The sequence below is a fragment of the Photobacterium malacitanum genome (assembly GCF_900185615.1).
In the GTDB taxonomy this organism is placed as follows: Bacteria; Pseudomonadota; Gammaproteobacteria; order Enterobacterales; family Vibrionaceae; genus Photobacterium; species Photobacterium malacitanum.
On sequence record NZ_FYAK01000002.1, the window covers coordinates 492,719 to 513,973 of the forward strand.

The 21,255-nt window shown below is 36.4% G+C and carries 20 protein-coding genes; 10 read left to right on the forward strand and 10 right to left on the reverse strand.

The annotated features are described in order from the left end of the window. Window positions 1-5: 5 nt before the first annotated feature. Both PMAL9190_RS07430 and PMAL9190_RS07435 read right to left on the reverse strand, forming a co-directional pair. Window positions 6-434: a hotdog fold thioesterase gene (locus PMAL9190_RS07430; RefSeq protein ID WP_087844590.1), complete on the reverse strand. Its 429-nt coding sequence runs from the start codon at window positions 432-434 to the stop codon at window positions 6-8. Window positions 435-638: 204 nt separating this feature from the next. Continuing rightward, window positions 639-1,679, reverse strand: a complete 1,041-nt coding sequence (locus PMAL9190_RS07435) for an OmpA family protein (RefSeq protein WP_087844591.1) — start codon at window positions 1,677-1,679, stop codon at window positions 639-641. Between the two features lie 562 nt (window positions 1,680-2,241). Here PMAL9190_RS07435 and PMAL9190_RS07440 point away from each other — a divergent pair. Next, complete coding sequence (locus tag PMAL9190_RS07440; protein ID WP_087844592.1) at window positions 2,242-3,714, forward strand: FAD-dependent oxidoreductase; 1,473 nt, start codon at window positions 2,242-2,244, stop codon at window positions 3,712-3,714. A 72-nt stretch (window positions 3,715-3,786) separates the two neighbouring features. On the opposite strand, the gene PMAL9190_RS07445 is transcribed toward PMAL9190_RS07440, so the two are convergent. Beyond that, window positions 3,787-4,500: a chromosome segregation ATPase gene (locus PMAL9190_RS07445; RefSeq protein WP_087844593.1), complete on the reverse strand. Its 714-nt coding sequence runs from the start codon at window positions 4,498-4,500 to the stop codon at window positions 3,787-3,789. A 289-nt stretch (window positions 4,501-4,789) separates the two neighbouring features. Here PMAL9190_RS07445 and PMAL9190_RS07450 point away from each other — a divergent pair, with 289 nt between their 5' ends. Next, window positions 4,790-5,293 carry a hypothetical protein gene (locus PMAL9190_RS07450; RefSeq protein WP_087844594.1) on the forward strand — a complete coding sequence of 168 codons (504 nt, stop codon included), beginning with the start codon at window positions 4,790-4,792 and terminating at the stop codon, window positions 5,291-5,293. 12 nt (window positions 5,294-5,305) lie between these two features. On the opposite strand, the gene PMAL9190_RS07455 is transcribed toward PMAL9190_RS07450, so the two are convergent. Beyond that, window positions 5,306-6,364, reverse strand: coding sequence for a PTS sugar transporter subunit IIC (locus tag PMAL9190_RS07455; RefSeq protein WP_065166743.1), 1,059 nt, complete (start codon window positions 6,362-6,364; stop codon window positions 5,306-5,308). A gap of 286 nt (window positions 6,365-6,650) precedes the next feature. On the opposite strand from PMAL9190_RS07455, the gene PMAL9190_RS07460 reads away from it, so the two are divergent. Beyond that, window positions 6,651-7,622, forward strand: coding sequence for a DNA ligase (locus tag PMAL9190_RS07460; protein WP_200813385.1), 972 nt, complete (start codon window positions 6,651-6,653; stop codon window positions 7,620-7,622). 150 nt (window positions 7,623-7,772) lie between these two features. Further along, a complete protein-coding gene (locus tag PMAL9190_RS07465; protein ID WP_087844595.1) occupies window positions 7,773-8,108 on the forward strand; it encodes a c-type cytochrome in 336 nt (111 codons plus the stop codon). Window positions 8,109-8,117: 9 nt separating this feature from the next. On the opposite strand, the gene PMAL9190_RS07470 is transcribed toward PMAL9190_RS07465, so the two are convergent. Further along, the gene (locus tag PMAL9190_RS07470; protein WP_065166741.1) at window positions 8,118-9,164 is read right to left on the reverse strand and encodes an FUSC family protein; all 1,047 of its coding nucleotides are present in this window, start codon (window positions 9,162-9,164) and stop codon (window positions 8,118-8,120) included. A 304-nt stretch (window positions 9,165-9,468) separates the two neighbouring features. Here PMAL9190_RS07470 and PMAL9190_RS07475 point away from each other — a divergent pair, with 304 nt between their 5' ends. From PMAL9190_RS07475 to PMAL9190_RS07490, 4 genes are all read left to right on the forward strand, one after another. Further along, on the forward strand, window positions 9,469-10,614 hold the full coding sequence (locus PMAL9190_RS07475) for a M14 family metallopeptidase (protein ID WP_087844596.1): 1,146 nt from the start codon (window positions 9,469-9,471) through the stop codon (window positions 10,612-10,614). Window positions 10,615-11,092: 478 nt separating this feature from the next. Further along, on the forward strand, window positions 11,093-11,797 hold the full coding sequence (locus PMAL9190_RS07480) for a hypothetical protein (RefSeq protein ID WP_087844597.1): 705 nt from the start codon (window positions 11,093-11,095) through the stop codon (window positions 11,795-11,797). A 2-nt stretch (window positions 11,798-11,799) separates the two neighbouring features. Then, a complete protein-coding gene (locus tag PMAL9190_RS07485; protein WP_087844598.1) occupies window positions 11,800-12,294 on the forward strand; it encodes an ImmA/IrrE family metallo-endopeptidase in 495 nt (164 codons plus the stop codon). Window positions 12,295-12,296: 2 nt separating this feature from the next. Next, window positions 12,297-13,424 (forward strand): beta family protein, encoded by a 1,128-nt coding sequence (locus PMAL9190_RS07490; RefSeq protein ID WP_235004318.1) that lies wholly within the window; start codon window positions 12,297-12,299, stop codon window positions 13,422-13,424. Here the strand turns inward: PMAL9190_RS07490 and PMAL9190_RS07495 are convergent. From PMAL9190_RS07495 to PMAL9190_RS07510, 4 genes are all read right to left on the reverse strand, one after another. After that, window positions 13,421-14,164 (reverse strand): sce7726 family protein, encoded by a 744-nt coding sequence (locus PMAL9190_RS07495; RefSeq protein WP_087844599.1) that lies wholly within the window; start codon window positions 14,162-14,164, stop codon window positions 13,421-13,423. The genes PMAL9190_RS07490 and PMAL9190_RS07495 overlap by 4 nt on opposite strands. 550 nt (window positions 14,165-14,714) lie before the next feature. Further along, window positions 14,715-16,106 (reverse strand): multidrug transporter subunit MdtD, encoded by a 1,392-nt coding sequence (gene mdtD, locus PMAL9190_RS07500; protein ID WP_235004319.1) that lies wholly within the window; start codon window positions 16,104-16,106, stop codon window positions 14,715-14,717. A gap of 468 nt (window positions 16,107-16,574) precedes the next feature. Next, the gene (locus PMAL9190_RS07505; RefSeq protein WP_235004320.1) at window positions 16,575-17,984 is read right to left on the reverse strand and encodes a sugar porter family MFS transporter; all 1,410 of its coding nucleotides are present in this window, start codon (window positions 17,982-17,984) and stop codon (window positions 16,575-16,577) included. A 541-nt stretch (window positions 17,985-18,525) separates the two neighbouring features. Beyond that, window positions 18,526-18,960 carry a hypothetical protein gene (locus PMAL9190_RS07510; RefSeq protein ID WP_087844600.1) on the reverse strand — a complete coding sequence of 145 codons (435 nt, stop codon included), beginning with the start codon at window positions 18,958-18,960 and terminating at the stop codon, window positions 18,526-18,528. Window positions 18,961-19,104: 144 nt separating this feature from the next. Here PMAL9190_RS07510 and PMAL9190_RS07515 point away from each other — a divergent pair, with 144 nt between their 5' ends. Next, window positions 19,105-19,533 carry a MarR family winged helix-turn-helix transcriptional regulator gene (locus tag PMAL9190_RS07515; protein WP_087844958.1) on the forward strand — a complete coding sequence of 143 codons (429 nt, stop codon included), beginning with the start codon at window positions 19,105-19,107 and terminating at the stop codon, window positions 19,531-19,533. Window positions 19,534-19,720: 187 nt separating this feature from the next. Here PMAL9190_RS07515 and PMAL9190_RS07520 read toward each other — a convergent pair whose 3' ends face one another. Next, complete coding sequence (locus PMAL9190_RS07520) at window positions 19,721-20,629, reverse strand: VirK/YbjX family protein (protein ID WP_087844601.1); 909 nt, start codon at window positions 20,627-20,629, stop codon at window positions 19,721-19,723. Window positions 20,630-20,906: 277 nt separating this feature from the next. Between PMAL9190_RS07520 and PMAL9190_RS07525 the strand changes: the two genes are divergently transcribed. Next, a complete protein-coding gene (locus tag PMAL9190_RS07525) occupies window positions 20,907-21,212 on the forward strand; it encodes an ArsR/SmtB family transcription factor (RefSeq protein WP_370738757.1) in 306 nt (101 codons plus the stop codon). The last annotated feature ends 43 nt before the right edge of the window (window positions 21,213-21,255 follow it).

A 21,255-nucleotide genomic window follows, 5' to 3' on the forward strand; every position in this document is an offset into this window, starting at 1 on the left:
TGTGTTTACTGCTTTTTATGTTTTAAAACGGCCATCGTTAAACGACTGGTACAAACGAGTCGCTGCCGTTCATCACGAATTTCAATCTGCCATACTTGTGTTGTCGCACCAAGATGCAATGGTGTTGCCTTTCCTGTTACTACGCCGCTACGTACCGCGCGAATATGGTTAGCATTAATATCTAAACCGACGCAATAATAATCAGTGGTCACTGCAAAATTAGCGGCTAATGAACCTAATGTTTCAGCTAAAACGACAGAAGCACCACCATGTAACATGCCTAATGGTTGATGAGTACGACAATCCACTGGCATAGTTGCAGACAACGATGAATCATCAAATGCAACATACTTGATCCCTAAATGTTCGACTAAGGTATTTTTAGAGGTCTGATTAAAAACGTCTAACGTAAAAGGTCGTTGCCAAATAGCCATAATATTCTCTGGTTAGTTATTAGGTATAACACCTATGATTGCAGAATAACATTATGATATCACTCTCAAGATAAGTCCGAAAAAAATACTCAGATTATCGACAGCAAGCGTCGTTCAGGCTTAGTCAATATACCGCTGTTAGCAACTAACAGCTGAAAAAAAAGCGCCAACTAGGCGCTTTTTAAAAATACATTTAAGTAATACTTATTGAGCAGCTGCTACAGCTTCTTGCTCAATTTCAAAACCAGGAGTCGTTACATCAGCACGACGGTTTTGAGCACGACCTTCAGAAGTATCGTTTGATGCTGCTGGGTCTAGTTCACCACGACCTTCCGCAGATACACGGCTAGGATCAATGTTGAAGTGCTGAGTTAAGTATGTAGCAACAGTAAGAGCACGTTGCTCAGATAGGTTCTGGTTGTATGCTTCAGCACCAGTGCTATCTGTGTGACCAACAACAACAAGTTGTGCTTCAGGGAAGTTCACAAGACGTTGTGCGATTGGGTCTAGACGTTGCTTATCTTCTGCAGATAGCTCGTTGCTATCAAATGCGAATGGCATTGCAACAGAAATAGGCTCTAGTTGAATAGTTGTCGCTTCAACAACTTCAGCAACAACAGGAGCAACTACTGCAGGAGCACCCCAACCGTATACAAGGCTCACACCGTAGTAGTGTGCGTCCCAGTTGTATTTAGTCTCTGCAGGTTTCACTTCCATATTGTGGTAGTACTGGTATTCAGCACGAGCAGAAAGGTTGTCTGTGAAGTGGTATTCTGCACCAAGACCAGCTGTAGCAACTAGGCTATCGTCACGATCAGATAGACCCGTTACTTTATCGTGGAAACGAGAGAACTGCCATGCACCACCGATCTTAGTGTAAAGATCAATAGAGTTAGTTGGCTGGTAAGTAAACTTACCTACAAGATCGATAGCTTGTTGCTCAACTTTTTTGCTGTGAGCATCATCATTTTTCAGTGTTACTTCGCCTAACCAAGTGTAACCTGATTCGATTGCGAACCATGGTGTTACGTTGTAACCCATGAAGATACCGCCAGCGAAATCATCTTTATCGATAGAGAAAGAGTCAGTTGGGTTAGAGTTAACGTTGCCTGTTTTCGCATCAAAGTCAGCGTAATGAACGCCACCAGCGCGTGCGCCAACGTAGAATGGATTATCAGTTGCTGCGTTTACTGCACCAGAAACAAGAAGTGCAAGAGGTAAAACTACCAGATTCATTTTAGACATTATTTATCCTTTATTATACTTATTACCACTACTGCTGTTTGATCGACATTCCAACATAGAAATGTAATTCGCGACCACATTTTTATATTTAAGTTCAAAAAAACAGGATGCAATTTAACAAAAGAAAAAATAAAAATCCATAATAAATAAATAATAACAACCAAACAAAAATATAAACACTTGAAAAATAACAATAAAATATAGACAACTCTGATTATGTTTATTCAATAAAATACGTAAAATATTTTTAAAAGGAATATATTGCATTCATAAAATAACTATGACCAAGCGTTAATATATTAAAAACAGATAACAAAACCGCTAAAACACCATCACATAAGCAACAAATACCTATAAAGAATTCAACATGCTAAATAATGAAACCATTTATGAGCAAAATAATACTTTACTATTTTTGATTGGATTTTAATTAGCGGCTATTTCTCTTTATCGTATTACCACGTAAAATAAGTTTACTCATGCATTCAAGGGATTTATTGCATATGCTTTTATCAAATAAGTCCTTCCTATTGTTTTTAGCTGATTGACGTGTTCAAGCATTATGAATTTAATTGAAAGTAAAGCGACATCCCTTCTCATCGCTGATTCACCGATCACGGTAGGTATTATTGGTGGCGGCATAGCAGGATCAACTATTGCACTTCGATTAGCTGAACAAGGTATAAATGTTCAGTTGTTTGAAGAAGGGAAAAGTCTCGTAAATGGTCCGCCTATTTGTCACTTACATGCCGGTGGTAACCTTTATCGTGAGATCTCAGATCAACAATGTATAACACTACTTAAGCAATCTATTGATACATTGCGCGTTTACCAGCACACCTCAAATATTCGACCGACTGTTATTGCGATTCCTTGCAGTGACGCGGGTAATCCTGATGATTTATTGCCACGTTTAACATTATTACAGCAAACCTACCAAGCACTGGTTGCAGACGATGCGAAAAATTGTGTATTAGGCAACCCAAAAGATTATTTTAAACTCTATCAACGCAGTGATTTAGAGCGTTTAGCATTACACGATAATCCTCAACAACCTTTAACGCCTGATCAATGGATGATCCCAGTTGCTAAATCAATTAATTTAGATCAATTTAAATACCCATTAGTCATGGTGCAGGAATATGGCTTAAGTGTGTTTAGAATTGCCGCAACGCTGGCACTTGCCTTACAACGATTACCGCATTGTCATGTAAATACTAATACCAAAGTGACGTCGTTAGCTGAACTACCTAATGGCTGGCAAGTGAGCTATCAAGATGCGACTAATCACCAACAACAGATTAATGTCGATTATTTGGTTAACGCTGGCGGCTATCGTACCGGAACAATTGATGATTTAGCACATATCCCCCGTCAACGGATGGTGGAATTTAAAGCGGCCTATGTTACCCATTGGCCACAATGTGATGCCCAATGGCCAGAAGTTATTTTCCATGGTGAACGTGGTACGCCTAATGGTATGGCTCAATTAACACCTTACCCTGACGGTTTCTTCCAACTTCACGGTATGACGCAAGATATTACTTTATTTAAGAATGGCTTAGTTGCATCCAATGGTAATAGTGCTCAACCACAATTAGACGCATCTTTTAAAGAGAAATTACAGCAACATTGGACGCAACAAGAAATAGAACAGCGCACTCAACGCGCCATTAACCACATGGCACAGTTTGTTAATCACTTTGATCAAGCGACGGTTGGTGGTAAACCTTTATTTGGTGCTCAGCAAATTCCAGGGAATGATCCAACTTTACGTGCCGCTGATGTTTCTTATTCACATCAACGCTATGCTCGCTCTGAAATTGTTAAAGCCTCATCGGCATTATCTGTCGCTGACGCGATCATTGAACAACTGGCAGCATTGGATTTAATTCAGTCACCACTACCGCAAACCCGTGAAAACGCATTTCCTGTGGCTCAGCAATTAAGCCTCAATGAAATCGTTAGTTATGCTGAAAAATTAGCAGCAGAGCGTGGTTTTCCAACCTCACTTGCGCGCCCAATTGGTCACTAGATATATACTGCGATAACAAATACAAAAATAGCTGCAATTGCAGCTATTTTTATTTAGTAACAACAATAAACATTATTTTTTGCTTATTTCTTTATTACCTATTTCTTTATTAATAGCCGTTAAAGCCTGTTGCTGAGAAGCTAACGTTGCTTGTTGAGTCTTTAATAACCCCAGTTGTTGTTCATAATTATCACAGTCTTTTTGTGATACCCAATTCCAACTATTACCTGATTTAAACTCGTCACAGGCCTTTTTAAAGCCTTTTGTTGTTTTGGTTAATTCAACAATTTGTGCTTGAGTGGCTTCCACATTCGCTTTCATCTCTGCTTGGCGTTTAAAATACTGCTGCGACTTATCAATCACCACTTGCTGTTTATTAGTGGTGGTTTTTAACTTAACAACTTCAGTATTTAGTTTCTTTTTCGTCACTTCTAATTTTTTTTGACTTACAGATAATTGCTGCTTTTTTTGTGCCAAAGATGCCAGTTGTTTTGCAAAGTCCTTTTTTTGTTTTTCTGCTAATGCAGTCATTGTCGCTAACTCTGTTGTTGCTTGAGCTAACTGTTGTTGCTGCTGTTCATTTTTTGTTACTAATGCTTGATATTGTTCAGTGCTATGCTGAAGCTGATCTGTTTGAGACTGCAGTTGTTGCTGACAAGCTTGTAGGCTAGGTGCACTACTGTTCTGCTCTACTTTCATTCCCACACCATAACCAATTGCACCACCAGCGATGAGTGCTAAAAGAGATAACAGCAAAGGGGTTTTACTCGTCGACTTAGTAGACATAATCACTTTCTCCATTTTATTTATTGGATTAAGAATCACTAATAGTTTTATCTACCAATGAAGTTACCACTTTCACTGGGATAGATTGTTAATTTTGCATCAAATAATCTTTTATTGTTTATAAAATATCTTAATTATTAGTTAATTCGCATCAATCCCTTGCCAATTCTTAATTTTAATAATGTGTTTCAACCGTAATATATTGTGATATTAGTCCATAAATATTACCCAACCACACTAGGATTAATTTAACGGATTTCAATACACCGCAAAATATATAGGTATGTTTATGATCACATCACTGATTGCCTTAACTGTTTCAGCATTTTCACTGCCTTTGCTTGAGAACTCTACCTATAGTCAGACAGAAACTAAATGTACACTCACAGTAAAAGAACAACATTTACCAGAGAATACCGTTCTCACCATGTCTACAGATAAGCATAATAACTTTGATGTTAAAATTTACCATCTCAATGATCTTCAAGCGCCATCTCGAGGTGAATTAAGCCAGCATTCAATGGATAATATCGAACAACATCCATCCTTTGACTATATTGTCGACCACAACTTATTTAAACGGCTTAATAACCAAACAGCGATTTATACCGCCACCATTGCCAACGATAATTTTAGCCCTCAACGTTTTACTCAAGCATTTAAGACCCACAGCTATCGCACCACATTACACCTTGAGGGGCTGAAACCTTTTACTTTTATTGCTAGCCAACGCCAAGCCGATGCCTTTTTTCGCTGTGCAGAACAACAAATATCGACCCTTGCTAAGCGTTAGCCATAATCATGATCAACTTAATTTTAAACTAAGATCACTGTCTTTGATCCAGCCCTGACGGCGCATTATATAAGCGACAATAAGTGTAATCAAAGCAGGTAAAACAAAATGCATCAGCACAATTAATCCATAGATATAACCACTGCTCACACCAGGTTGTTCCATCGCAATCAATGTTTGAATTTGCCCCACTAGGCCTGATGTTCCCATGCCGGCTCCCAAAGGTGTATTTTCCATATGAAATACCACCGTCGCGATAGGCCCCAACACCGCTGAGGCAATAATCGGTGGAATCCATATTTTGTAGTTCTTAACAATATTTGGCATTTGTAACATCGATGTGCCTAACCCCTGAGCAAATATGCCCGCCCAGCCGTTAACACGATAACTCATAACCGCAAAACCAACCATTTGTGCTGCACAGCCGACCGTCGCAGCCCCTGCTGCCAACCCATTTAAACTCAACATAATTGCAATCGCCGCACTACTTATCGGTAAGGTTAGTGCCATGCCCATTAATACCGCCACCAGCGCGCCCATGAGTAATGGTTGTAACTGGGTTGTCGACATAATTAATTGACCAAATTGGGTCATAACAGCGCCAACCAAGGGTCCAATCCAACTGCCAATAAAAACGCCAACTAACACGGTAACGGCTGGCGTCACTAAAATATCAACCTTGGTTTCTCCGGCAACAACTTTACCGCACTCAACCGCACAAATGGTTGCAACGAATGCACCCACGGGCCCTCCCATTGCCGCCCCAGCAGCACCAGCAATGGTAGAGGAAAATAACACTAATGGTGGCGCTTGTAGTGCATAAGCTATCGCAACACCAATGGCCGGCCCTGTCATTTGTTTTGCTATTGGCCATAAAACATCACTTAACAGCGGGATTGATAACTTAATACCAATAGTGTTTAGAATTGAACCAATTAACAACGAAGAAAACAATCCGAGCGCCATAAAACTCATGGCATGAATAAAATAACAATGAAACGAAATCTTGATATTTTTAGACACTAAAAACGTGTTAACGCGAGAAAAAAAACCAGATAAAGAAGGTTGCATTACAGCAAAGACCGTATGAAAAGCTCAATAATGACGAAATTTTACCTTAGCTTGCCTATAAATACAGTCAATAAATAACCTTTTTTTAGCATTTTGACTATATTGATACTCAACATACTTAATTCCTATTTAGCACCTCAAACACATAAATAATGTAACTGTAACTTGATTCACATTCTGTAGTTCCACCACTAGCACAAACATAACTAAAAACAGGACACAGTAATTTACCCATTTAGCCCCTTTATTTACTGTTATGTCTTAATGTTCACGAGGGATCGATAGCATGACATCATTACCATTCCAACCCTGTAACAATCATTACAATGTGCATAACTTTCAATGCATTGGAAAACGATTAACCTCAATTGCCGCTTTGGTTAGCCTTTCACTCAGCTTTCCTGTTACTGCAGAGCAGGTGTCATTGATGTTGGCTAAAAGCTTACCCAGTGATCAACTCAATGCTGTCCATTACAGTGATGATGCTCAAATCCACGACAATTTTACTATTGCGGATTATTTAGTCAGTGAAAAGCTGGATGGTATTCGTGCTTATTGGAATGGTAGCCAGTTGCTGACAAAAACAGGCAATATCATCCATGCGCCTAATTGGTTTTATGCTAATTTCCCGTCAATACCGCTTGATGGTGAACTGTGGATTGAACGCGGTCAATTTCAAGCATTAACACGCATTGTGCTTGATAGTAGCCCCAACCATGAGGCGTGGCAGCGGGTTAATTACATGGTGTTTGATCTGCCGCATAACACTGCCCCTTTTGAACAACGCTACCGTCAATTGCAAGCCTTGATTGACCAACAGCGGGATCATAATCATCGTCCAATCAAACACCTGCAATGGGTTGAGCATAAATCTCTCGATAATTTGGCAATCTTAATGCAATGGTTAGATATTGTGAGCAGTCATGACGGCGAAGGGCTAATGCTGCACCATAAATCAAATAATTACACAGCTGGTCGCACTGAACATTTATTAAAGCTCAAAAACCACCAAGACGCCGAAGCGATCATTATTGGCTATGAAGAAGGTAATGGGAAATACCAAGGTATGATGGGGGCGGTGTGGGTCAAAACATCAACCAATGACACCTTTAAAATAGGCTCAGGTTTTAATGATCAACAGCGGCAGTCTCCCCCTGCTATTGGCTCGACTATTCAATATCGTTATAACGGCTATACTGATCGAGGAATTCCTCGTTTTGCTCGCTTCGTTCGAATTAGACATACACCTGATAGCTAATAACAACGACAAATTACATGACTACAATGTAATCACATTCAACATTTATTGTTACACCATTTGAGCAATAAATAATTTTAAGTCATTGATTAGTTATGATATATCTTTATTATACAAACATATATTTACATTTATAATGGATTATTCATCATGGCGCTATTAAATATTTCTCGTCTTTTAACCACCGCTATTGTGCTCACAGTTGGCATCAGTAGTCACGCGAATGCCATGCCTAAAGGTGATGCAACTAAAGGTGAGCTCAAAACACCAAGTTGCGGATTTTGTCATGGCAGTAATGGTATCGCGTCACAACCAAGCTACCCTAACCTTGCCGGTCAACAGCAGCAATATCTGTATGACGCGATGCTTGCCTATACTAACGGCACTCGAACAGGCCCAATGGCAACGATGATGAAAGGACAATTACAGAACCTTAATTCACAAGATCTGGCAGATATTGCGGCTTATTATTCGGCAATGAAATAACAGCTGACGTTAAAGTAGATCATTTTTAATCGTTTCAAATTGGCACAACCATTCAGAAAGCTCAGCTACCTGACGTGCCAATTCTCGATTAAGCCACAAATAGCCGTAGTAACTAATATCAGTACGGCTATCAACACTTGCTGATAATTTCGGATACAGGGCTAAGATCTCTAACTGGTTTTTATTGAGTACCATCAGTGGTTTTTCTGAGTCCAATAAATCCTCACCTAATAATTCACACATTAGCGATAATTGCTCTTTAGCTTTTGATAATGCTCGTATTTCCTGCACTTTTTCTTTGCTATATTGATGTCGCCACTGAGTTTGAACGATATTCTCCAGCAAATTAAACATTCTTACCTGACAAGCAATCGCCTTTTTGACTGATAGCTTCATCTCTGGTGTCTCATGACCAATACTCGACTCTAATGCCGTGATCTTATTCAATGTTTGACGCAATTTTACTAGCTGAACTTCACGATATGCATCATCACTGTTGACCAACGCATTATGCTCAGAATAGTTTTGATGAAATAAACGTAAAAAATCACCACAGGCTAATTTAAAATGATCAGTGGCTTTGGCTGGAAATAAATATTGGCTCGCGATAATCGCGACTAACCCGCCCCACAGCACATTGGTAGTCCGCCATAATGCGATATGTAAATCCCCCGGGCCACTACCCGCGACTAATACTAAAGTGACAGAAGTTAAAATAGCGCTGTATGAATATTTACCAAGCGTAAAGTAAAGTGACACACTCAGCATTGCCACTAATAATCCATAGTGCCAATAGACATTATCACTTGGAAAAAAATACAGCGATAAACCGAGAATAGCTCCGATTGTCGTTCCCAAGATTCGCTGACTGGCTTTATCTGATACTTCACCAGAATACTTAGCTGACATCACCACGATGATCGTGATCGGTGCCCAAGTCGCGTAGGGGATCTTAAAAAATATATCGATAGAAAAAGCAATAATACAGGCGCTAATAATACGTAATACATGAAATAGACGCATGTACTTAATAATGTTGAGATGTAAGGCTTTCATTTAGAAGTGTAACCACACCAATGTTTACTCTGGATAGATGGATACAAATACCATACCCCTTTTAAGATAACCAGCCACATAAACGCAGCGCCTATGGCTTTAGTGCATAACTTATCACTATAAAAGCCAAGTTAGTCACATTAATGTGCTTTAATCATTGTTTTAATAAAAAGTATGAATTTTTATTGTAGCGTCATCACTTAAACTAACAATGAAACCTTATTTTGATGAACAAAAATCATTATCGATAGCCATTGTTTGTGATAGCCTAAATTAATACTTATAACGATAACGAGTAAAGACCATGAAAATTTTCAGTAACTTTGAAAGCGGTAGCATCAATGTAGTTAAAGCAGAAAGCAAAGACGACATTCAACTTAGTATTCCTAACGATAACCAATCTGAATTACATCAATGGTTTCACTTTCGTTTAGAGTCAGAAGCTCAGCAGCCACACACCATTAAGTTATTAGATCTTGCTAACTCAGCCTACCCTGAAGGTTGGAATGGCTATGATGTTGTGGCTTCTTACGATCGTGAAGAGTGGTTCCGTATTCCTTCAGAGTTTGATGGCGACACATTAACGTTTAACGTGATCCCTGAAAATGAATCAATGTACTTTGCTTACTTTGCACCGTACAGCTACGATCGTCATCAAGATCTATTACATCTTGCACAAAGTCATTACAACTGTCGCCTAGAAACACTCGGTCATACATTAGATAACCGTGATGTTAGCCTATTGGTGATTGGTGATGAGCAAGACGCTGAAACCGAACAAGCACCAAAGAAAAAGATCTGGGTTATTGCACGTCAGCACCCAGGTGAAACCATGGCAGAATGGTTTGTTGAAGGTTTAGTACAACGCTTATTAGATGAAACCGACACTGTTGGTCGTGCCCTACTAAACAAAGCCGTCTTCTATGTAGTACCAAACATGAACCCAGACGGCAGCGCACGTGGTCACCTACGCTTAAATGCAATCGGTGTAAACCTTAACCGCGAGTGGCAAACTCCATCATTGGAAAATAGCCCTGAAGTATTCTACGTACGCGAGAAAATGCTAGCAACAGGCGTAGATATGTTCCTTGATATTCACGGCGATGAGGCAATTCCATTTAACTTCGTTGCGGGTTCTGAAGGTATTCCATCATACGATGCGCGCCTTGAAAATCTTGAAAATAAATTCAAACAAGCGCTATTAACTGTAACGCCAGAATTCCAAGACGAACACGGCTACGGCAAAGATAAGCCAGGCGAAGCGAACCTAACTGTAGCTTCAAACTGGGTAGGTGAGCAATTTAACTGCTTGTCTTACACTGTTGAAATGCCATTTAAAGATCATAACAATCAGCCAGATAGCCTATACGGCTGGTCTCCAGAGCGTAGCATTGGCTTTGGTCACGACACCCTAGCTGCAGTACTTGCTGTTACTGATGATCTTCGTTAAGACTGATTATTGCGACTTATAATATTAACGGCTACCTTTGGGTGGCCGTTTTTTTGGGGTGTCTTTTTTTAAATCTTTTATTTCAGCGCGCTCTAAGTAGATTCCCTATCGCCAGCTCGAGTATTTACTCGCCCAATATCCGTCATCTGAAAGTCGAGGAACAAGGCTATCCGTGATCTACTTAACGCGTGATTGAGCCTTAAAAACGCCAATGAAGTACGTTTAATTTTATCGTAATCACAGAACAGCCCTTGGATGAAAATTATGGGTGTCCTGTCTTTTTTATATAACGACTAACCTCATTGAAAAAAGTAGAAATTAATATTATTTATATATTTTATCTAACACAAAAATCCCAATAAAGCATAACTATTAATTCATTTACAATTTATTACAAATAAAGCATCTTATATATGTAAATAAAAAACCCATATGCAACTAATGAGTATAAAATATTTTTTTTAAATTTTTTATCAATATGAATATTATATTTATAAATATACGAATATCTATTCTTTTCAGTCTTCTATTTTTTTCATTATCATGTGCTTCAGAGAGTACATTTATAAGTTCAAATGAAGCTACTACGCTCCCTATAGAATATAAACAAGAAATAACATCTATACTAGATGAAATAGAAAAAAGAAACCTAAAGGTAACAAATATAACAATAACTGATAACAATGAACATGGAAAACAAAATGATTTAAATAACCTATCACACAAAAACAAAAATATACTTTTGACATTTAATGTCATTCACGAAACTAATCTACAAGAAAAAAATTCAAATCAAAACATAACTAGTAAATTAGATGATCTGATTAAAAAACAAGCCTATTTTTCTTTTGCTGACCATGCAGCACTTGCATTAAGTGCAGTTTCTACGCTAGTGACAATATTCGGTATAGGTATCGCAATATTTTCATTTATTGGTTATAACGAAATAAAAAAAATAACCGTTAGAAAAGCGGAAGAAACAGCAAATGACACTATTACTAATAGTATCGCGGCTATAGCTACAGAAGAACTCGGAAACTTAATAAGACAAGGAGTATTTAATGATCAATTATCTACAATAGTTGACCAATCAATTTTAAGGAGTGCCGCATCAACAACATCCAGAGAACAAAATGCAGCATTCATAGCTGAAATTGATGCATTAAATAATAGAGAGGACTAAGAATGAAATTAAGCCGAGAATGGTATCTATTAACTGATATCCATAAAAATCTAATACAACAGCAACACGAAATTTACCCAGTAAAAATTGGAGCTATTGCAAAAAGCTTTAATATTAAAATTATAAAATCTACATTACCAGCAACTATATCGGGCGAAATAAAAGAAACAGATGGTATTGTAACAATTAAAGTAAATAGCCATGACCCACGAAGTCGACAAAGATTTACTATATCTCATGAAATAGCACATTTTCTATTACATCGTCATTTAATTGGTAATGGAATAAGTGACGATGCACTATATCGCTCACGCTTATCTAATTCTATTGAATTAGAAGCAAATAATTTAGCTGCCGATATATTAATGCCTATAAATTTAATAAAGTTATGCACAGAGAAACATAAACACTTAAAAGGAGAAGCATTATATGAAAGTATTGCGGCAGATTTAGATGTATCAACTGTCGCCCTAAAAATTCGATTAAATAAGGCTTAAATGTGATTTCGTTTAGTAATGAATTAACTTATAAATATTTACCAATATTAGCTATATCTCCTGCAGAAATGGGGGCACTAGGGCAATTGCCAGAAAAAGATAAAGACTTAATTCTTCCTCTATTTCCTATCAAAGGCTGGATGTCAGCTAAGAAATTGGATAATGCATTAGATAAAATTAATGAATCAATTGGCAATAGAATATGGATTGCTGATATTGATGCTGATTTTTTATATTCCAATAAATCATTTAAAATGGAAGGGGCATATTCAAGGGAAGTGTTTGAAGAAATTCATAAACTACTCGATTCATCAGATGGTTATAAAAACTGGTTCAATTTTTTACAAACGCGGGATAACATAATACCCACATTACAATTAGAACATATTACGGACATAAATATACAATTAGATCTTCTTAGTAGCCTTGAACGAGGTATCGTAATAAGATTTCAAATGACTAAAATAGAACCTAAAAAGTTTAATTCTATTATACGATCTTTACTTAATCATAATTATGATAACTATCTATTTATCTTGGATTATGCAGATATTGGAAGAGTTGAAGTTGTAAATTGCTCGCAATACTCTGAGTTAATTAATAAGATGAAAGAATTATTTCCTAACTCTATGTTTTCCATCTCGTCCACATCATTCCCATTTAGTTTTGCAGGTGCATATCGAGGAGAAATACCTATTTATGAAAGACAAATTTATAGAAATATAAAGCGTGACTGTAATGATATAAATTTAATCTACTCTGATAGAGGAAGTGCCAGAGCTGGAAAATATAATGGTGGTGGTGGAACACCTCCTCCTAGAATCGATTACCCATTAAAAAATGATTGGCGTTTTATTAGGAAAGAATTTGATGGTAAAAATATAACTAAACTAGAAAAAGAAAAGTTATATTTCGAGGCTGCTAGAGAAATTATAAAATCTGACTATTGGATAAAGGATCTAGGATTATGGGGTACACAAATGATAGAAAAAACAGCCCTTGAAGATACTTATGGAATAACATGTCCAAATAGGTCTACTGCTGTACGAATAAATATCCATTTATATCAACAACTTCACTACAATGATATAATCAGCGAGCTTAATACAGATGAAGAATGGGAAGATTAATATTTTATCTCATCCATTTCTTCTTTCAGTTGACATAAATCTCTAATTATCGTTTCATTAAGAATATTTATGTCAACTTCATTTTTAATCGTATCATTTAAACGTAACAATAAAAGATCTGATGGTATTATCTTTCCACATGATATTTTTTTTATAAAATAATTACTCGTCATTTTATATTTCGATTTAATTGTATTAATTGCGTACTCTCTCAGCTTGCCTATACTTATAGTAATAGCCAATGCCTCTAAATCATCTCTATTATTATTATTATTTATTTTTATATTTTCATTTTTTATTATTTTATATAGATCATTCAAACTAAAATATTTAATAAAAACACTTTTATCTGTTATTATTTTTTTCCTCCCTCTTCTTTTTATTTTAATTTTACCATCTTTTACTTCCCACACGGAAATATATTCAGGAGTAATGTTTAATATTTTAGATATGTGTTTACTATCTGCAACAATTGTTACTTTATCGAAATGTTTTATATATTCCTTTATTTGACCATCAAGCCTCTCAAGAGTATCAGCACTGCTTTTTACTTCATATGCGTGAAGTTCATTATTCTTGATAATGGCTAAATCCACTCTTCTTGTAAAACTAGAAACTGTAAATTCATTAATTATTGTATTAATTTTATTTTTTTTATTTTTTTTATTATCAATAACCTTACTAATAATTAATGCTTTCAAATCTGGTTCTAATAATCTTTTATCTTCTTTTAAAATCATAATCAATACTTAATACACGTTCTATAATATTATATCACATTAATAATAATATTCTCCAATTATTATATCATATAACGAATAAATAATATTAGTTCTTAATAATATACACGTTTTTATAAAAGTTAAGTCCCCCTATCGATACCACTCCAGCCCCCTCTTATTTCTAAATGCATGATTTTATATCTTTAATCCCTGATGATGAAACTCGAAAGTTTTATACTCATCTAATCTTATAGCTAAAATCATTAACGAAAGTGTATTATCATCAATCATGATAAAATAAGAATAATTTACAATTCTTATTTTATTTTGAAGAGTCATCTCGAATATTATATATGATATCGGTTTGTTGAAACTATATAAAACATAGAACACCCATATCTTACTCTTTGATATTTAAGCGCGCTCTAAGTCGCTCCCCTATCGCCCTCGCAAGCATTCACTGTAGGGAATGACGGGGTTAGGCTTGACGTAATAACAGAACAGCCCTTGAATGAAAATTATGGGTGTCCTATCTTTTTTTACAGCAATCAATGGAAGTGATGACGCATCATTTACTTATTAAATTATCACCATCCCCTTTTTTTAACGATAGAAAAGTTAATGCCGAGAAAATGGTTATTAAGCCAATAGATATAAAAGTCTGATGGAAATGGGCAATTGAGTCACCATAGCCGTATGAATTAAATAGCTTTAATATACAAGAACAAACAGCAAGACCGAGACTAATTGCTAACAATTGTGTTACCGCTAATGCACTATTACCCGCACTGGCATTTTGATCATTTAAATCAGCTAAAGTAATAGTATTCATTGACGTAAATTGCGTTGCACGCACTATGCCGAGGCCAAACAACAACGGTACCGCAAACCATATCGATAACTGATTAGAAACCAGTCCAAATGCTGCCGTTATGACACCAATAATGACTGTGGCTAACATTAATGTGCATCTATAACCACACCGATGCAGCACTTTCTCAACGAAAGATTTTCCAAATAAAGCACCAAGAGCTAACGGTACCATCATGCACCCTGCATAGAATGCAGACATTCCCATTCCTACCTGTAACATCAGTGGCACCAGGTAAGGAATAGCACCAGTACCTAAACGCGATAAAATATTACCGCGAATACCAATTTTAAATGTACGAGTTTTAAATAAAGATAAAGGAATTAATGCCTTTTCATTATTAAATGCATGCCAACCATAACCGATTAATAATAACACACCGACCAGTAAGGTTAATATTGGAAATAAAATAGATACCGCTTGATTTCCAAATAATTCAATTCCACCTAAAATAAAAATTAAGCTAAAGCCAAATAATATAAAGCCTAAAAAGTCGAAATGGGAAGTTGTTGAGGTAAGATTAGGCATATAACGCTTAGTTATCCATAAGCCTATAATACCAACGGGTATATTAATCAAAAAAATCCAGTGCCAACTCGCGTAAGTTACTAATAAACCACCTAATAAAGGTCCAACAACGGGTCCAACTAAGCCCGGCATTGTTGCCAAATTTAATACACGAACAAAATCTTTTCTCGGATAGCAACGCAGTAATGCTAATCTAGCGACTGGAACCATCATTGCTCCACCAATCCCTTGCAATACACGCGCGATGACTAGTTGTGAGAGCGTTGTTGATAAACTGCATGCTAATGAACCGAGAGTAAATAACCCTACAGCCCATAGAAATATAACTCGAGTGCCAAATTTATCAGCTAACCAACCACTGACAGGAATAAGTATTGCGACCGTCAACGTGTAGCTAATAATTGTTAACTGCATATTAAGTGGCGATTGATGTAAACTTGCAGCCAATGATGGAATGGCAGTATTTATAATTGTGGCATCTAAAGTCTGCATAAAAAAGGCTATACCTGCTATCCATGGTAACCATTTTATTTGCGATGCCGATTGGGTCACCTTCATCATATCCACCTCATTAAAAGTAATGGTGATATCCCTCATGATAACAACTCAGTCTTAATGATGTGTAATAGCAGCAAGGGGAAATAAACACTTCTGGTGATTGAGAATAACAGAACCAACTTAACTTAATATGAATAAGTCTCAATTAACGAGCACAATAACGTTCAGCAGTAGCAACATAGTAGAACATGGGACAGCCATATCTTACTCTTTGATATTTCAGCACTCTAAGTAGATTCCCTATCACCCTTGCGCGTATTCACTGTAGGGAAGGACGGGGTTAGACTTGATGTAAACACAGAACTGCCATTGAATGAAATTTATGGGTGTCCTATCTTTTGTATCTTTTGATATCTTTTGGTCTTTTAGCTACTAACTATGATGGCTATCTTTTGGGGAATGGCAGAGGGATAAACAGACAGAGTTTTGTGGCCTACTTAGATGCAGTAGACCACACAGATCAGGTATTATTTAGCAGCCTAACTTTGATAATGGCTTACCTGCCATCAGGTTAGATTCGATCTGCTCCAAACTCACTCCTTTTGTTTCAGGAATAACAAAAAAAGTAACAATTAAAAATATTAAATTTAAGCCGGCATATAACCAGAAAGTGTTAGCGTTCCCTAATATCTGCAAGAAAGAGAGGAATGTTGCACCCACAATCATATTTGCAATCCAGTTTGTTGCAGTGCTGACCGTAATACCAAAATCACGCGCTTTTAGTGGTTGAATCTCTGAGCATAAAACCCAAATTAAAGGACCTGCACTCATCGCAAAACCAACAATAAAGACTAATAAAACAAACGCTGCACTGTATTGTTCAAATGATGTTGATATTCCAGCATGTAAGAAGTAACCCAATATAGCCATTGCCGAAGCCATCACAGCAAAACCAACTTTCAGTACAGGCTTACGACCCCACTTATCGACTAAACCAATCGCAATAAAGGTTGCAAACACATTAACGAGTCCAACAATAACAGTGCCCCACATTTGCTGCTCAGTACTTGCAAAACCTGCAATTTTAAATATTTTAGGTGCGTAATACATTACTACATTCATACCAGTAAACTGTTGCATTACTTGCAAAGCAATACCTAAGTAAACCACACGGCGACAATTTGGATTAGATTTAAATAGACTCCAACCACTTTGTTTTATCTTTAAACTCTTACGAATGGCGTTTAATTCTTGTTTGGCCTCTTTACTGTTACCACGCAATAATTCTAAGATCCTGTGTGCTTCAACATCTTTCTTTTTAAGAGCCAACCAGCGCGGACTCTCAGGTAGCATCATCACCCCAATAAATAAAATAAAAGCAGGCACAGTAATAACACCCAACATCCAACGCCATTGCCCTGAAAAACTAAACGCAGTGTCAGAAAGAAAAGCAATTACAATACCAATGGTGATCATCAACTGGTACATCGAAATGAGACTACCACGTAAACGCTGCGGCGCAATTTCTGAAAGATATAAAGGAGCAGTAAAAGAGGCAACGCCAACAGCAAGACCTAACAATACGCGAAAAATAATCAACATTTCAGTATTATAGGCCATTGCGCAACCAAGCGATCCAGCAATAAATAACAATGAACCAATAAGTAAAGTATATTTACGTCCTATATTTAATGACACCGGGCCAGACCCAATCGCACCTATAGCGGCACCAAACATCATTGAGCTCACAACCCATTCTTGGCTCTGTGTTGCCAAACCAAATGCTTTACTTATAAAAGGTAAAGCTCCTGAAATAACCCCGATATCAAGTCCAAATAATAATCCAGCTAATGCTGCTATAATACAAGCAACAAATACATATCGGTTTATATCATTATTTTCTTTGAGTCTTTTACTTTGTGCTCCTACCATAATACTCATGATTGCTCCAATTAATATTAATATGAACATACTTTAATTTATCAATTAATTAACATGATAATAATCGAGTAGAAATAATAATAAGGTGATGAATATCACTAATCTAATGGCTAGCTTTTAATAGCATGTAAGAGATATTTTTTACAACTAAGCAGATCAAAAAAATAATTTAAAATGTAAGCTACCTGTATTGGAAATATTATAATGGCGTTTTTATGTCTAAGATGGGCTTATTTACTTGGGAAAATTAGCTATTGCAAATACTATTTCACATTATTTTTAAAGCAAGTTAGTCATTATTTTTTATGATAATTAAATTATGAAAATATAAAATACTACAATCAGAGTTCAGCAATAACATTGGACAGCCATATCTTACTCTTTGATATTTCAGCGCGCTCTAAGTAGATACCCTATCGCCCTCGCTGGCATTCACTTAGCCCAATATCCGTCATATCGAAAATCGAGCAACAAGGCTATCCGTGATCTATGGATGAAATTTATGGGTGTCCTATCTTTTTCCTTTTTTCTATCTTTCTTCCTATCTTCTTTTTCTACTATCACGAATATTTAAAGCCATTAGCGTTAGGTTAGTAAAACCTGCGATCAATTCAATAACCTGAACAATATAAAAGGTGGTCGTAACTTGCTGATTACTCGCTAAGTAAAAAAGATAAAAGGCGCAAGGTAATAATATAAATAGCCCATTAATAGCAATGAATGGCATCCGTTTCTTCTTCTGAGCTATTGGACCTTTATTACAGTTTACTGCCATTTTAGCCCCCGTTATTCCTGTTATAGCCATAGCCGGAATAAGCGCGCAAATACCACATAAGATCGCGGTTTTTACCATAATGATATTTGTTATATCACCAAATAACTCCACCATAATTGAGCTAGTAAAGAAACTTAAAACCAGTAGAAAGCTCGTTATTGCAGCAATACGGTGTAGTAATTTGATTGTTGTTTTTGACATTTGACAGTTCTCTTTAAATATTAAGATGCAAATAGATTACACCGCAATAGTTGCGTGCGCAACTATTGTTTTAAAAATTATTTTGAATGCAATTGTGCTGGCAGTTACAATCAAGACTAATGATATTCTATGAGTTGGTTTAAAATGACTGAAAAATTTGAACGTTTAGATAGTTTTGGCTGGCTAATCAATGTATTGGCTTCTCAAGCGACCAAAGAACTCGATCATGAGTTAAAGCCATATAATTTAACAGCGGCACTTTGGCCAACCATGATGTGTTTATGGGAACAAGAAGGAATCACTCAACGTGATATTGCAGCAAAAGCAAAAGTTGAGAACTCAACCACCACTCGCACATTAGATAAATTAGAAAAACTGGGGATGGTTGAACGCAAGCCAGATCCCAATAGTCGCCGTAGTTATCATATCTACTTAACCCAAAAAGGACGTGCAATGAAACCTGATTTGGAGCAAATACCATTACAGGTTAATAAAAAATTACTAGGTAACCTTTCTGTTGAAGAGCAGCAGATATTATTACCACTACTCGCAAAAATGGTAGAAAAAATATAATCAATATGAGATGAATATTCTTTTTATTATATTTTAAGTTACGCTAAAAAGTATTATTGATTCATCAGTTTTAGTCTTTGTTAAGCTCTCTGTATTAAGAGAGCCATAATAAGTGCCTGTACACTATTATAACCATAACCTGTGTTATTTAAGTAATAGTGTACAAACTTTGTCAGTAATATAGTTATTATTTTAACTTTTGCTCAAGAAGCAATTTAGTGTTATCTAACCATTCATAACGTCGACGATACATTGCCCGTTTAGGGCGTGAAATATCTTCAGGATCGCGACGAATATCATCAAGTGTTAACTGGTATAAATGCTCATCAAACTCAGTGCCACCTAACGCAATCCAATGTTTATCATAATCCATTTTAATTTTACCAGTAGCATAACGCTTAGCAGAATATGTATGAGCACTATTCTTTATCGCTAGCAGCGTATCGACCTGCCAAACATTAGCAATTAATGTGATCATTTTAATCATTAGATCTTTTGGACGTTGGCCGAATAATGCTTTCGTCAGTAATTTTATTTTTTGATTATTTTCAGGGCTACTCGCAGGGCCTTGTAATCCACCAATCACTAATTGGCGCTTCCCTTCCACATCTCGAATAGAAAATGTAAGTGTATAAAAATTTTCATCAATATCATTAAAGAGCGTAAGGCTCATATCACCCTCTTTTTGATAACGAGAGTAAAAAGCCAATTTAAAACAGTAATTAATATCACCGACAGTAAAGTCAAATAATGTGAATCCGTTACCATCTTTATAAATAGCATCACTAATATTAGTCGGTAAATTAGACACAAAATTAAAATGCTGCACAACAAATTTTGCACGCTCAATGCCACTGGTACCGTAAATAACATAAGGGCGAAATGGCTTTTCTAAAAAGCGAGAATTACGCTGGCATAAAGTTTCTAGCAGAGAAGAGTCAATTTCAGAAGTGATATGCTGGAAAGCTTTACGATAATAGATTGCACGAAGTATAAACTTAACGCGATAACGCCATAATGGTGAGTATTTTTCAGCTTGGCTATCGGGATAAATAATTTGCGCAAGGTTACTTAGAGACACACTAGAGACTGTCACACTGTTATTTCCTATATTAAATGATCATTTGTACCACTATTGACACAAAATACACTAATATATAACAAATTGGTATAGTACAGCTTCAAATTATCTACTTCTTACATTAAAAATAAGCATAGCGAACCTAATTGGTATGGCCGCATGTGTTACCTCTTTATGGATACTGTGATAGCAGTAGATAAATAACGACATGCGTACACTTTCTTTTTGAGCGACAGTTAGTTATATTTCGATGCTGACGGAAATAAATACCACAATAAAGGCCGATTTTACGATGACTACCCATTCAATAGACATTAACCATATTGCAAAATCACTCAAAGAACTTGGCCATCCAACCCGTTTAGCTATCTTTAAACGTGTAATAAAAGCAGGTCGTCAGGGTATTGCCGTTGGTGATATTCAACAGCAACTTGAAATACCTGGCTCTACCCTATCGCACCATATCTCAAGCCTTGCTTCGGCAGGATTACTGATTCAACGCCGTGAAGGACGAACTCTTTTTTGCGTTGCCCAATACGATGCTTTAACCAATGTGATCAACTTTCTCCAAGATGAATGTTGTATTGATGAACAGTAAAAAATAATATCCATATTATTCAATAAATTAAACAAAATCACTT

Bases quoted from the DNA above. Each gene is read 5' to 3' on its own strand.
- PMAL9190_RS07455 (WP_065166743.1), bottom strand. From the start codon at position 6,364: ATGCAACCTTCTTTATCTGGTTTTTTTTCTCGCGTTAACACGTTTTTA.
- PMAL9190_RS07465 (WP_087844595.1), top strand. From the start codon at position 7,773: ATGGCGCTATTAAATATTTCTCGTCTTTTAACCACCGCTATTGTGCTC.
- PMAL9190_RS07480 (WP_087844597.1), top strand. From the start codon at position 11,093: ATGAATATTATATTTATAAATATACGAATATCTATTCTTTTCAGTCTT.
- PMAL9190_RS07430 (WP_087844590.1), bottom strand. From the start codon at position 434: ATGGCTATTTGGCAACGACCTTTTACGTTAGACGTTTTTAATCAGACC.
- PMAL9190_RS07450 (WP_087844594.1), top strand. From the start codon at position 4,790: ATGATCACATCACTGATTGCCTTAACTGTTTCAGCATTTTCACTGCCT.
- PMAL9190_RS07505 (WP_235004320.1), bottom strand. From the start codon at position 17,984: ATGAGTATTATGGTAGGAGCACAAAGTAAAAGACTCAAAGAAAATAAT.
- PMAL9190_RS07475 (WP_087844596.1), top strand. From the start codon at position 9,469: ATGAAAATTTTCAGTAACTTTGAAAGCGGTAGCATCAATGTAGTTAAA.
- PMAL9190_RS07495 (WP_087844599.1), bottom strand. From the start codon at position 14,164: ATGATTTTAAAAGAAGATAAAAGATTATTAGAACCAGATTTGAAAGCA.
- PMAL9190_RS07525 (WP_370738757.1), top strand. From the start codon at position 20,907: ATGACTACCCATTCAATAGACATTAACCATATTGCAAAATCACTCAAA.
- PMAL9190_RS07485 (WP_087844598.1), top strand. From the start codon at position 11,800: ATGAAATTAAGCCGAGAATGGTATCTATTAACTGATATCCATAAAAAT.
- mdtD (WP_235004319.1), bottom strand. From the start codon at position 16,106: ATGATGAAGGTGACCCAATCGGCATCGCAAATAAAATGGTTACCATGG.
- PMAL9190_RS07515 (WP_087844958.1), top strand. From the start codon at position 19,105: ATGACTGAAAAATTTGAACGTTTAGATAGTTTTGGCTGGCTAATCAAT.
- PMAL9190_RS07470 (WP_065166741.1), bottom strand. From the start codon at position 9,164: ATGAAAGCCTTACATCTCAACATTATTAAGTACATGCGTCTATTTCAT.
- PMAL9190_RS07460 (WP_200813385.1), top strand. From the start codon at position 6,651: ATGACATCATTACCATTCCAACCCTGTAACAATCATTACAATGTGCAT.
- PMAL9190_RS07445 (WP_087844593.1), bottom strand. From the start codon at position 4,500: ATGTCTACTAAGTCGACGAGTAAAACCCCTTTGCTGTTATCTCTTTTA.
- PMAL9190_RS07440 (WP_087844592.1), top strand. From the start codon at position 2,242: ATGAATTTAATTGAAAGTAAAGCGACATCCCTTCTCATCGCTGATTCA.
- PMAL9190_RS07510 (WP_087844600.1), bottom strand. From the start codon at position 18,960: ATGTCAAAAACAACAATCAAATTACTACACCGTATTGCTGCAATAACG.
- PMAL9190_RS07435 (WP_087844591.1), bottom strand. From the start codon at position 1,679: ATGTCTAAAATGAATCTGGTAGTTTTACCTCTTGCACTTCTTGTTTCT.